Source organism: uncultured Parabacteroides sp., from assembly GCF_902493135.1.
Classification (GTDB): Bacteria; Bacteroidota; Bacteroidia; order Bacteroidales; family Tannerellaceae; genus Parabacteroides.
The window spans coordinates 125,236-137,988 of sequence record NZ_CABUOD010000007.1 but is presented as its reverse complement, the minus strand read 5'-3'; the positions used below and the strand labels follow the sequence as shown (position 1 = coordinate 137,988).

Here is a 12,753-nt window from a genome sequence, read left to right as displayed (position 1 = left end):
ACTTATAATATAGACTTTTATTTTTTAAGCTGTGCTCTTTTATTAATTAAATACACAAAAAGTAACCATACAGCAAAAGTGAACAAGACCCTTCCAAATTACATGCAAGGGTAATATTTTTTAACAAACATACCTTTTCAGCATACCACTAAATATCAAACAATTACACCATAATTCATATTTCAAGGGGGATATTGTTATTTTTGCAAAATCAGACTTGCGTTCTGTTGCCGGACCATCCCGCCTTGCTTCAATAAAAAAAGGCTGTGCCGCAATTGTCCTTTCCCTGCGTCAAGCATGGGAACAGGACAGTTGCGGCACAACCCCTTTCACCAAATAAAACCTTATTCTTATTTCAAACCGCGATTCCGGAGTAACGGGTCGATGCTCGGTTCCTTGCCACGGAAGTTTTTGTACATGACCATGCCTTCGTCAATGCCACCCGGTGACAAGACATAGGCGCGGAACTTGGCGGCCACTTCGGGATTGAAGATATCGCCCGTTTCCTTGAATGCCTCGAACGCATCGCAATCCAGCACTTCCGCCCAAATATAGCTGTAATAGCCGGCCGTATAACCGCCTTCCATCGTATGGCCGAAATATGTGCCCCAATAACGAGGAGCGATCTGTTTCAATAAACCTCGACCGTACATGGCATCCGATTCGAACTTTTCTATATTCAAATCCGCCGGAATCTCTTTCAAAACATGATAGTCCATGTCCAACAAAGAAGAAGCCACATATTCGGTTGTTGCAAAACCTTGTCCGTACTTACCACTCTTCACTATTTTATCGACAATAGCCTGGGGGATCACCTCGCCTGTTTCATGATGCTTAGCATAGACTTTCAACACTTCCGGTTCGAACACCCAATGCTCCATCACCTGCGAAGGAAGCTCTACGAAATCACGGGGCACACCGGAAACACCATTATAATGTACATCGGCAAACAATCCGTTCAAGGCATGCCCGAACTCATGAAAGACCGTTTCAGCTTCGTCGGCACTCAGCAGGGCAGGTTGTCCGTCAGCCGGCTTGCTGAAGTTGAACACTGTCGTCACTATCGGAGCTACACGTTTGCCCTCCTTATACGTCTGGTCGCGATATCCGCCGCACCAAGCACCACCGCTCTTTTCCGGACGGGTAAAGAAGTCCATATAAAGCACGCCCAAAGTCGTCCCGTCCTTGTCCTTGCATTCTAAAACCTGCGCATCCGGATCGGGAAGCGGCATGTTCTGCAACGGAGTAAAAGTGATGCCGTACAGTTTGTTCGCCACATAGAAAGCGCCTTCCCGGACATTGTTAAGTTCCAGGTACGGGCGAACTTCGTTCTCGTCCAGGTCAAACTTAGCTTTCTTGGCCTTTTCGAAATAATAACGCCAATCCCAGGCTTCCGCTTCGAAATTGCCGCCTTCTTTCTTAATCTCTGCATTAATATCCGCCAGTTCTTCCTTGGCTTTTACAAGCGCGGGAGTCCAGATCTTGTTCAACAGATCGTAGACGTTCTTTTCGTCCTTCGCCATGTTTTCTTCCAACACGTATGCGGCAAAGTCTTCATAGCCCATCAATTTAGCTTTCTTCAAACGGGCGGAAACCAACTTCTTGATCACGTCCTTATTGTCGTTTGCATTGTTGTTATTACCGCGACGAACATAGGCATTATAGATTTTCTCACGCAAGGCACGATTGTCGGCATATTGCAGGAAAGGCATCACACTCGGATTATGCAACGTGAAAACCCATTTTCCCTCCATCCCGGCCTCTTTAGCCGTGGCAGCGGCGGCGGCAACCAATGTTTCGGGCAGGCCGGACAGGTCCTCCTTCTTATCGACCACAAGCTGGAAAGCATTTGTCTCTTTCAACGAATTTTGTCCGAAAGTCAGTTCTAACAAAGAGATCTGTTCGTTCAGTTTACGGAGTTCCGCCTGCTTGTCCGCATCCAGGTTGGCACCGCCACGGACGAAGCCTTTATAGGTTTCTTCGAGCAACTTCTTCTGTTCCTTGTCCAGGTTCAACTTTGCCTGATTCTCATATACGGATTTTACGCGGGCAAAAAGTTTCGGATTCAGGCTGATATCGTCACTATGCTTGGAGAGCAGCGGAGAAAGTTCCTGTTCGAGAGCCTGGATCTCGTCGTTCGTGTTGACACTTGCCTGACCGCTGAAAGCGTATGCAACCTTCGTGAGCAGTTCCCCGCTCCGGTCCAATGCAACGATCGTATTCTCGAAAGTAGCTTCGTCGGGGTTGTTTACGATCGCTTCTATTTCCGCCGTTTGTTCCTCCATGCCTTTCAGGAAGGCGGGTTTGTAATGTTCTACTTTGATTTGTTCAAAAGGAGGAACACCGAACGGTGTCGTGTACTCGGTAAAAAAAGGATTGGCGCCGGCTACATCTGCCACGTCGCTTTTCTTTGATGAGTTACATGCTCCTAAAACAACTGCCAGGCCGGCAGCCATAAGTGTCTTGTTCATGTCTGTAATTATATTTATATGTTCTGACCGCAAAGGTATGTAATTAAACTAAAAATTGGTCTTCTTGCCCGTCTCTCTTTTCAATTGTTCAAAACGCATCATCATCTGTCGGAGACGGCGCGGCTCCCTGGTCGCCAGATTATTGCGCTGCCCCGGATCCTCCTTTACATTATATAATTGATAGCAATCGCTGAAACCCGCAAACTCCGCTTCTTCCTTATCGCCATAATAATCGGGATAAGGCGGGATCATCACCCAGTCGCCCTGGCGGAAAGCATAGTTGTAGTACCCTTCTATCACCAGTTCGCGGCGTCCCTGATCGCTATTTCCCAAAAAGACAGGCAATATGTTCTGGCTATCGGTCTTATCCGGATAGGCCTGTCCCGTCAGCGCCGCCAGCGAAGCCAGCAGGTCCATCTGGCAAACCAGCGCGTCCGAAACAGCCGGTTTGACCACAGCCGGCCAGCGGAGCAGGAAAGGCACGCAGGTCCCTCCGTCATACAGACTTGTCTTGCCGCCACGGTACGGTCCGGCGATCTTATGATCACCCACCAACTCGACCGCCCGGTCCTGATAGCCGTCATCCAGAACAGGACCGTTATCGCTCGTAAAGATCACCAGCGTATTCTCGGCCAGGCCGAGGCGGTCCATTTCCTTCAGGAACTCCGTCACGCACCAGTCCGCTTCGAGGATCACATCGCCACGCGGCCCCATCCCCGACTTGCCTGCAAACTTCTGATTCGGCACGCGAGGCACATGCGGTTGATGCAAACCGTAATAAAGGAAGAAAGGTTGGTCCTTATTCGCCTGCATAAAGCCTTTTGCCTTTTCGAGGAACAACTCGGCCATATCTTCATCTTTCCATTGGGCCGTCTTACCCCCCTTCTGGAAACCGATGCGGGGGACACCGTTCACGATGGAGCCGGCATGGCCTACACTGGGATGCATGCGGAGCAGTTCGGGGTTATCCTTCCCGGTCGGTTCACCGGGAAAGTTTTCCTTATAGCTGACATAAAGAGGATCATCCGGTTGCAGGCCGACCCCTTTCCCGTTTTCGATGAAGATACAAGGAACCCGGTCATTGGTAGCCGCCTGGATAAACGAATAGTCATACCCGACTTCCTTTGCTCCGGGATAGACGGTTTTGTTCCAGTCCACTCCCCCGTCACCCAAGCCCAGATGCCATTTGCCTACGGAGCCGGTCACATAACCGGCCTGTTTCATCACTTTCGGCAAAGTCACTTGTTGCGTGTTGATGATCAGGGCGGCATTTCCGGGCAGTATCTTCGCATCGGTATTTGTCCAGGGGTAAAGACCGGTCAGAAGTGAATAGCGGCTCGGCGTCGAGGTGGCCGCCATGCAATAGCCCTGCGTAAAGCGCAACCCTTCGTTGGCGATCCGGTCCATACCGGGCGTATGAAGGGCAGTCGCACCATAACAACTCAAGTCTCCGTAGCCCAGGTCATCCGCAACAATTACTACGATATTAGGTTTTTGGGGAGATGTTTGCGCCAGCACCGGCAAAGAAAAAGCTCCCAGAGTTCCCATCAAAGGAATAGAATAGTGTCTCATTCGTTTATCGATTTGTGTGTTAGATTGTAATAGCCTTTACTTAAAACTTGTGATAAGTCGCAAATATAGCTATAGTTGATGAGAATAAGCTACATATTTTATTAATATTGCAATCTATACGAACTAAATAAAAGATGAATATGAATAGAATAAGTCAACTTTTCGGTATTCAATACCCGATTATACAAGGCGGAATGGTTTGGTGCAGCGGTTGGCGGCTCGCCTCGGCGGTCAGCAACGCAGGTGGTCTCGGATTGATCGGTGCAGGCTCCATGCATCCGGACGTTCTACGCGAACATATCCGTAAATGCCAGGCAGCCACCGACAAACCCTTTGGCGTAAATGTCCCTTTGATGTACCCGGAGATCGACGCCTTGATGACTATTTTGGTGGAAGAAGGCGTAAAGATCGTTTTCACCTCCGCCGGCAACCCCAAAACATGGACGGGATTTCTGAAAGGACACGGGATGAAAGTCGCCCATGTCGTCAGCAGCTCCAAGTTCGCCGTCAAATGCGAACAGGCCGGCGTCGACGCCATAGTCGCCGAAGGGTTTGAAGCCGGCGGGCATAACGGCCGCGAAGAGACAACGACTCTTTGCCTGATCCCCGCCGTACGCCGCGCCACCTCTCTCCCGCTAATGGCTGCCGGAGGGATCGGAACAGGTAGCGCCATGTTGGCTACTTTCGTTCTCGGAGCCGAAGGAGTCCAGATCGGTACGCGTTTCGCCCTGACGAAAGAAAGTTCCGCACATGAGAACTTCAAGCGATTGTGCCTCAACCTGAACGAAGGCGACACGAAGCTCTTGTTGAAGAAACTCTCTCCCACCCGCCTGGTAAAAGGAAGTTTCACAACTGCCGTCGAAGAGGCCGAAGCCCGTGGCGCGTCCGTCGAGGAAATGAAAGAACTGTTAGGGAAAGGCCGCGCCAAGAAAGGCATTTTCGAAGGCGATCTGGAGGAAGGCGAGTTGGAGATCGGACAAGTCGCATCCTTATTCCGGGAAACACAGACGGCGGACGAAGTCGTGAAAGAGATTATAGAAGATTTCCGCAATGGATATCTAAAAACCTTTACTCAATCCGGTTCACCTCTCCTATGAAATAGATTGCTCCTGTGCTGTATTCGCTTATCAGGTAGATGAACGGACGGTTCACGAAGAAATCCATCTTCTGCATTTCCGGCCGGGGGCCGGGGGAAGAAACCCATCCCTCGCCCAAGGTAACCGTTTCGGCTTTCGTCCCTTCTTCATCGACTTCGATACGGGCCTTTTGCAGGGCGCGTGACAAGAAAATACGTCTCGTGCTCAATTTGGAGAAATCAGCAGCATCGGAAGAATAGGCGGAAACAATCCCTAACGATTGCAACGCGTCATTGAGGTTAATATCGTAAGAGGTTGCGAAACGGGGAAGTTTCAAATGAATCTTGTAACCATTGCGATTCTGGAAAAGTTGTTTCCAAGACGTACCATTCAGCGAGGCGATCACTTCGGCATTCGTCACACCTTCATCCGGCAACAGGACGGACATGGAAAAAGCGCCGTTGCCATACGAACGTGACAACATACGGTATTTTTCATGTTCATATACGATACCGTCATAAGTGGCATTCATCATCTGCACTTCCTGTTCACGCCCCTTTGCATCCGTAAAGACCTCCTTTTTCGTACTGCTTTTCTCGAAAGGCGTGCTCCATTCGCCCCGAAAGGCAATCGCATTCAGCAGATAGATACAGGCATTCGGACTGATCTTTTTCAAAATCTCAGGAATCCTGCCATCCGTATTCTTGGCCGTCCAGCCGTTGATCTGTTCCAATGCATCCGGCTTGGAAAAATCCAGATTGCGCACGGATGCCTTGTAATAGGATTCATTGCTTTCCCGGAAAGCAGGCAGAATGTCGAAACCGTCCCTTACCCAAATAGAGTTTGCCGTATGCACCGTTACCTGCGGATCGAGATCAGCCGAGGCGACGATCATCTTCCGGTTATACGCGTTTATTTCCTCCGGCTTGGATTCTCCGAATCCAAGTGTACGGGATATTTCTTCCGTCGTCTTGCCGGCTGCCCCGTTGTTCAGCATGGACATCATGTAGTTCACACTGATCGGCGACAGGATAATATTGGACGGTTGCGCATGGCTGCTACTGACCCGGCGGAACAAAGAGAAAGCAAAGTCATTGCCGGCATCCGCCAAGGCCTGTTCGGACTTCGTCAGCGGAATATCCGTACGGTCTTTCTTACGGGGGATATCGTCACCATTGTCACAAGAAGCGAATGCACAAAGTGCAAGCAAAGCAAAAACAAGTTTTTTCATGATTCTTTTCGTTGTTTGATTATCGTTTATATACAATAAATGCAAGGCGAAAAGAAACCTTGCATTTATTGGAAAGAAAATTTACATCTAAATTATTCCAGTACCAGCACCTCGTTGTCCTTATAGCTCTCATAGCTGGAAACGATTACCTTCTCACCGGCCTCCAGGCCATCGATGACTTCGTAATATTGCGGGTTCTGTCGGCCGATCTTGATCTTGCGGCGATAAGCTTTCTTGCCGTCTTTGTCAAGAACGAATATCCAGCTGCCGCCTGTGCTCTGGAAGAAGGTTCCACGCGGGATGATGATGCTTTCCGTCGGTTGTCCGAGTTCGAGGTTAATGTAATAGGTCTGTCCGCTACGGATATTGTCAGGACGTTCGCCGGTGAAGACGAAATCCGTACGGAACTTGCCGTCACGCACTTCCGGATACACTTTGCGCACGCTCAATTCAAAATCGGCTCCCTGGCGTTCGAACGTCGCGGACAAGCCTTTTTTTACCCGGTCGATATAATGTTCGTCGATCAGAGCTTCGATCTTATAGTCCGACAAGTCGTTTATCTGCCCGATCTTCTGCCCGGCCGAAACATTCTGGCCCAATACGACATCCAGCAATCCCAATTCACCGTCGATCTGCGAGCGGACATTCAAATGCTCCTTGCGTTCATGCACCAAGGCAATATTTTTACGCATATTGGACAAACTGGTTTCCATTTCGTCCATCTGGATCGTGCGGGAGATCGAATCCTGGCGCAAACGTTCCACGACCAAGTCATATTTCTTGCTTGCCAATTCAAAATCTTCTTTCGCTTTCAGGAATTCCTCCTTTGCAATCAGGTTTTCCTCATACAACTTTTTTTGCTGGTTATAAGCACGACGGTAACGCGTCATGTCGACATCCAACTGGGCTTTTTCGAGCTGATTGTTCAATTTATCCTGTTCCATCGCCACCTGCGTATTACGAAGGAAGTTCTGCTTTTCAGCCAATTGGGCTTCGGCGTCGAGAATTTGCAAGTCGAGGTTTGAATTGGAAAGACGGATGATCACATCCCCTTTCTTCACCTGCGCCCCTTCTTCCACTACTTTCTCCTGTACGATACCGCCTTCTTCCGGGCTGAGCTGCACGACCGTAATGGGCTGTACCTGGCCGTTCACACGGACGAAATCATTGAACTGCTCTTTCGTCACATTCCCGATATTGACACCACGGGCGTCCACCTTCAACGTCGAAGCATGATCACCGAAAACGATCCATCCCACCAAAACCAGGAAAAAAGCGCCACCTGCTACATAAGGAATATGCTTCTTCTGAAGACCTTTCTTTTTCTCTAACTGTATATCCATGATCGTATATTTTTTTTATTTTTTATTTTTTAATTCTTAATTCTTAATTTTTAATTTTTAATCAACGGTTGCCCTTTATAATAATCAACCTGGCGGCATTTCATCAAGTAGAGCAAACGCCTCTGTAAAAGATCGGCCTTCGAGTTCAACAAAGTGGTCGCATTTGTCTGCACATCGAGCGGACTCATCAATCCTTCCTCAAATTTACGCAGAGTAACCTGATAAGCCAAAGCATCGGCCTTCACTTTCTTCTCCATCTGGATCGTTTCTTTCGCATAGCCCTCCCGATCGAGAACGGCTTGCTCTACATCATTCTGCAACTGACGCAACGTTTCAGTTTGCTTTTCATAAGCGATCCGGACATTGTTGCGGGCCTGGCGCATATTGGTAATCCGGGACAAGCCGTCAAACAAAGGGAAACTGAAGCTAAAATAAATATATTCTCCACGGTTGTTTTTAAATTGGCTTTTAAAAGCAGCGGGAGCGTTTTCCGATTTCAAATTCTCAAAATAACTGGTACTGATACCGGCTTCGACGGAAAGAGACGGAAGTAACTTCCCTTTTGCTATCAGATAGTTCATCTTACTGGTTTTCAATTGGAAGGCGGCCTGCAAAGCAGTCGGATTGTTTGCCATAGCATAATCCTGAATGGCACTGACCGATTCCCCGGCCAATAGATCTTGTACGGGAGGGACAACCGTATCGACATCGAGTGCCAAATCCGACGGATAGTTCATCGCGTTCTTCAGAGTCATCATCGCCGTATTATAAAGGTTCTGCTGATGCGTCAGATTGTAATCGTCACCGGCTACCTGCGATTCGATCTGGGCAACGTCCGCCTTTCCTTTCAAACCCAATTCTTCCTGACGGCGTGTTTTGTATAGAAGGCGCTGGCTGTCTTCCAATTTTTCGGAACACATCTTCACCAGTCCCTGATAATAGACAACCGTAATAAAGGCATCCATAATGCTGATTGCCAAATCATCTTTCTGCTTTTGCAAATCATTTCTCCCCATGTGGCGGTTCACATTTGCCAAACGCCATTTGTTGATCAGTTGCCCCCCTCTGAAAAGCGGCAGAGAAGCATAAGCCCCGTAACCGTTGTTAAAGGTAGAAGTGTTTACGTATGTATTCGTTTCGGGGTCTACCGAGCGTCCGAACCGGTACTGCGCATCCACTTGCGTGCTGATCGAAGGCAAAAAAGAAGCTATGGCGGACTGATGTTCGGCCTTGTACGTATTGTTGGTATAAAGCTGCTGCTTCACCTTCGGGCTGTTCTCCACCGCATATCGCATGCACTCGTCCAAACTCCATATTTTATCCTGCGCCATTACCGAGGTTGCCAGGGCAAAAGAAAGTACTGTTGTAAATATGATCTTTTTCATTGCTATGTTATTTTCTACCTGATAAAAAGCAAAGAGCGTGCCAAAACAGTCAAAATATTAGATTTCAACGCATTAATAAATTCATCTTTTTTATCGAGTGTCCAAAAATTAGACACTGCTGTAAAAGAATTGGACAATGGAAACGGCTTTCGGGCCGTAATCGGAACTTTTCAATACCGATCATACAATCTCATCGACTGTTGTTGGATTGTAACTATTTTGTAGTTACATTTGCAGAAACTTAAATACATAAATGGGAACAAAAGAAAAACTTATCGAACGTTTCAAGTCGTTACCTACAAATTTCACATTTGAGGAAATGGAACGTCTACTATCCATATTTGGTTATGAGAAATCAAATAAAGGCAAGACATCCGGTTCGAGAGTTATATTTAAGAATGGAGATAAACGTCCCATAATGATTCATAAACCTCACCCTGGTAATATTATCAAAGGTTATGCAATAAGACAAGTATTAAATGATCTGACGAATGAAGGTTTTATAAAATGAAGAAAGGAAATAATTATGAATACATTAAAATACAAAGGGTTTATTGGTTCCGTCAACTTCAGTGAAGAGGATAGTGTTTTCTTCGGCAAAATAGAAGGAATTAACGGTATGGTCAATTTTGAAGGACAAAGTGTTCAAGAACTAACGGATGCTTTTCATGAAGCAGTCAATGATTATATCGCATTTTGCGAAGAAGAAGGGATACAGCCTCATAAGAGTTATTCGGGATTATTGAATGTGCGCCTGACCCCCGAAATACATAGCCGCGTTGCAATGCTGGCAAAGCGCACCGGCATTTCGATTAATGCTTTTATCAAGCAAGCATTGGAGAAACAAATCACGACTATGCTATAGACATTTATCAAAACGTATAAACCATACATGACAAAACAAGGCACCATACTGGTAGTAGACGATAACAAAGGGATCCTTACCGCAGTACAGATGTTGTTAGGCACGTGCTTCGAGAAGGTGATCACGATCTCTACTCCCAATAAGATAAAAGCGACACTACACGACGAGAATATAGACGTAGTCCTGCTGGACATGAATTTCAGCGCCGGTATCAACACCGGCAACGAAGGGTTGTTCTGGCTTTCGGAAATAAAAAAGGAAGATGCTTCGATACAGGTCGTTCTTTTTACGGCCTACGCGGATATCGACCTGGCCGTACGGGGGATCAAGGAAGGGGCGACCGATTTCGTGGTCAAGCCGTGGGACAACGCCAAGCTGCTCGAAACATTGAAAACAGCCTATAATATCCGGACGGCAAACCGCAAAGGCATTGCGATCGACACGGGCAAACTCGTCGTCTCCAAAGAAAGCGGAATGTTCTGGGGAGAAAGCAACGCCATGCAACAACTCCGTTCCCTGATCGAAAAAGTCGCCCGGACGGACGCCAACATATTGGTCACGGGTGAAAACGGGACCGGCAAGGAGATGCTGGCCCGCGAGATCCACATGCTTTCCAACCGGAAAAAGGAAACATTGGTGCCGGTCGATATGGGAGCCATTACGGAAACGCTTTTCGAAAGCGAACTGTTCGGGCACGTCAAAGGCGCCTTTACCGACGCGCGGGCAGACCGTCCGGGGAAATTCGAGGTCGCCGACAACGGCACCCTGTTCCTGGACGAGATCGGAAACCTCTCCTACCATTTGCAAGCCAAGTTACTGACCGCCTTGCAACGCCGTAGCATCGTGCGTGTGGGAAGCAATACGCCTATCCCGGTCAACATCCGCCTGATTTGCGCGACCAACCGCGACTTGCAGGAGATGGTTCAGAAAGGGGATTTCCGCGAGGACTTGCTCTATCGCATCAACACGATCCACGTGGAGATACCGCCTCTCCGGGAACGGCCGGAAGACATCGTTCCGCTCACCGAAATATTCCTTTCCAAATATGCCAGAATCTATGGGAAAGCCGCCATGCGCCTCAGCCCGGATGCCAAAGAGAAGCTGAAAGCGCAACCCTGGTTCGGAAATATCCGGGAGCTCGAACACACGATCGAGAAAGCCGTGATCATTGCCGAAGAGAGTGTGTTGGACGGTAACGATTTCGACTTTCCGCGGACGAAAAGGGAACCGGCTCCCCAAGAGGCGACAACGCTGGAAGAGATGGAATATAACATGATCAAAAACGCGATGGACAAGTATAGCGGCAATTTGTCGCTCGTCGCAAGCCAGTTGGGGATTTCCCGACAGACTTTATACAATAAGATCAAACGATACGAACTATAATGCCGTTGAAAGGACTTTACCATAATTACCATTTCCGCATCGCCGTTTTCACATTCCTGACAATGGCGGGCACTTGTGTCGCCCTTCAAAAGGAATGGATATGGTTTGTCCCGGTCTTGGCCGTATGGTTTTTCTTCCTCCGGCTGGTCCTGCTGTCCGACAAGCGGAACGCCCAAAAGGTGGCTTTCATGTTCGACGCGATCGATAATAGCGACTATGCTTTCCAGTATGCGACACGCGGCCGCTCGTCGAACGACAAACTGGTCAGCGAATCGCTGAACCGCATCACCCAGATCCTATTCCAGGCCAAAGCGGATGCCGCCCAGAAAGAGAAATATTACGAGCTGATCATGAATTGCGTCAATACCGGTATTATCGTGCTCGATGACAACGGCGTGATTTATCAGACGAACAACGAGGCTTTGAGGTTGCTCGGACTGACCGTCTTTACGAACGTGCGGCAACTTGCCCGCATAGACGAGAACCTGAAAACCACCATACAAAACATCCAGCCGGGCGACAAGCACCAGATATCCTTTGCCAACGAACGCGGCAACGTGCACCTTTCGATCCGCGTTTCGGAAATGACGCTACAGGAAAAGCATGTGCGCATCCTGGCGATCAACGATATCAATAGCGAGCTGGACGACAAGGAGATCGATTCGTGGATCCGCCTGACCCGTGTCCTGACACACGAGATCATGAATTCGGTCACTCCCATCACTTCCCTTAGCGACACGCTTCTCTCCCTGCACCAGAATGCGGACGACGAGATACGCAACGGCCTGGAAGTGATCAGCACGACGGGAAAGAGCCTGATCTCTTTCGTGGAGTCATACCGCAAATTCACGCATATCCCGACGCCGGAGCCCACGCTCTTCTATGTCCAGAAATTTGCGGAACGCATGGTGAAGCTGGCCCGCCACCATACCGATTTCCCCAACATCGCGATCCATGTCAGCGTAGAGCCTTCCGACCTGATCGTCTATGCGGACGAGAACCTGATCTCGCAAGTTGTCCTGAACCTGCTGAAAAACGCCATGCAGGCCATCGGTAGTGAACAGGCGGACGGCCTGATCGAGGTAAAAGCCTATTGCAACGAAGAGGAAGCCGTCCTGATCGAAGTCAGCAACAACGGGCCCGTGATCCCGTCAGAAGAGGCCGAACACATTTTCGTCCCGTTCTTCACCACCAAAGAGGGCGGTAGCGGCATCGGGCTTTCCATCTCCCGCCAGATCATGCGCCTTTCGGGAGGCAGCATCGCCCTTAAGAGTGCGCCGGCCGCCAAACGGACGACATTCATACTGACATTCCCTTGATAAATTGACAATTATAAAGATAAAACAGATCAGCCGATAAAAATTATCAATTATCATAAACATTTCTACCGGCAAATATTTTATATCTTTGAACGGTAAATGATGATT

General features: G+C 48.5%; 10 protein-coding genes. 5 read left to right on the top strand and 5 right to left on the bottom strand.

Annotated features, from left to right (window positions below; genetic code table 11):
- Window positions 1-350 precede the first annotated feature (350 nt).
- Window positions 351-2,471: a M3 family metallopeptidase gene (locus RDN79_RS05185; RefSeq protein WP_298553818.1), complete on the bottom strand. Its 2,121-nt coding sequence runs from the start codon at window positions 2,469-2,471 to the stop codon at window positions 351-353.
- A 48-nt stretch (window positions 2,472-2,519) separates the two neighbouring features.
- Window positions 2,520-4,019 carry an arylsulfatase gene (locus tag RDN79_RS05180; RefSeq protein ID WP_298553823.1) on the bottom strand — a complete coding sequence of 500 codons (1,500 nt, stop codon included), beginning with the start codon at window positions 4,017-4,019 and terminating at the stop codon, window positions 2,520-2,522.
- Window positions 4,020-4,183: 164 nt separating this feature from the next.
- On the opposite strand from RDN79_RS05180, the gene RDN79_RS05175 reads away from it, so the two are divergent.
- Complete coding sequence (locus RDN79_RS05175; RefSeq protein WP_298553815.1) at window positions 4,184-5,140, top strand: nitronate monooxygenase family protein; 957 nt, start codon at window positions 4,184-4,186, stop codon at window positions 5,138-5,140.
- Here the strand turns inward: RDN79_RS05175 and RDN79_RS05170 are convergent.
- From RDN79_RS05170 to RDN79_RS05160, 3 genes are all read right to left on the bottom strand, one after another.
- On the bottom strand, window positions 5,112-6,350 hold the full coding sequence (locus RDN79_RS05170; protein WP_298553812.1) for a serpin family protein: 1,239 nt from the start codon (window positions 6,348-6,350) through the stop codon (window positions 5,112-5,114). The two genes, RDN79_RS05175 and RDN79_RS05170, sit on opposite strands and share 29 nt — an antisense overlap.
- Before the next feature lie 92 nt (window positions 6,351-6,442).
- Window positions 6,443-7,693, bottom strand: coding sequence for an efflux RND transporter periplasmic adaptor subunit (locus RDN79_RS05165; RefSeq protein ID WP_298553809.1), 1,251 nt, complete (start codon window positions 7,691-7,693; stop codon window positions 6,443-6,445).
- A gap of 50 nt (window positions 7,694-7,743) precedes the next feature.
- Entirely contained in the window at window positions 7,744-9,078 is a 1,335-nt protein-coding gene (locus RDN79_RS05160; RefSeq protein ID WP_298553806.1) for a TolC family protein, read from the bottom strand.
- Between the two features lie 253 nt (window positions 9,079-9,331).
- Here RDN79_RS05160 and RDN79_RS05155 point away from each other — a divergent pair, with 253 nt between their 5' ends.
- From RDN79_RS05155 to RDN79_RS05140, 4 genes are read left to right on the top strand one after another with little or no spacing between them, the layout of a single operon-like run.
- Entirely contained in the window at window positions 9,332-9,589 is a 258-nt protein-coding gene (locus tag RDN79_RS05155; protein ID WP_115497687.1) for a type II toxin-antitoxin system HicA family toxin, read from the top strand.
- A 15-nt stretch (window positions 9,590-9,604) separates the two neighbouring features.
- Window positions 9,605-9,943 carry a type II toxin-antitoxin system HicB family antitoxin gene (locus tag RDN79_RS05150; protein WP_298553800.1) on the top strand — a complete coding sequence of 113 codons (339 nt, stop codon included), beginning with the start codon at window positions 9,605-9,607 and terminating at the stop codon, window positions 9,941-9,943.
- A 27-nt stretch (window positions 9,944-9,970) separates the two neighbouring features.
- Window positions 9,971-11,326 carry a sigma-54 dependent transcriptional regulator gene (locus RDN79_RS05145; protein ID WP_298553797.1) on the top strand — a complete coding sequence of 452 codons (1,356 nt, stop codon included), beginning with the start codon at window positions 9,971-9,973 and terminating at the stop codon, window positions 11,324-11,326.
- Window positions 11,326-12,645, top strand: a complete 1,320-nt coding sequence (locus RDN79_RS05140; RefSeq protein WP_298553794.1) for a PAS domain-containing sensor histidine kinase — start codon at window positions 11,326-11,328, stop codon at window positions 12,643-12,645. Before RDN79_RS05145 ends, RDN79_RS05140 begins: the two co-directional genes overlap by 1 nt.
- The last annotated feature ends 108 nt before the right edge of the window (window positions 12,646-12,753 follow it).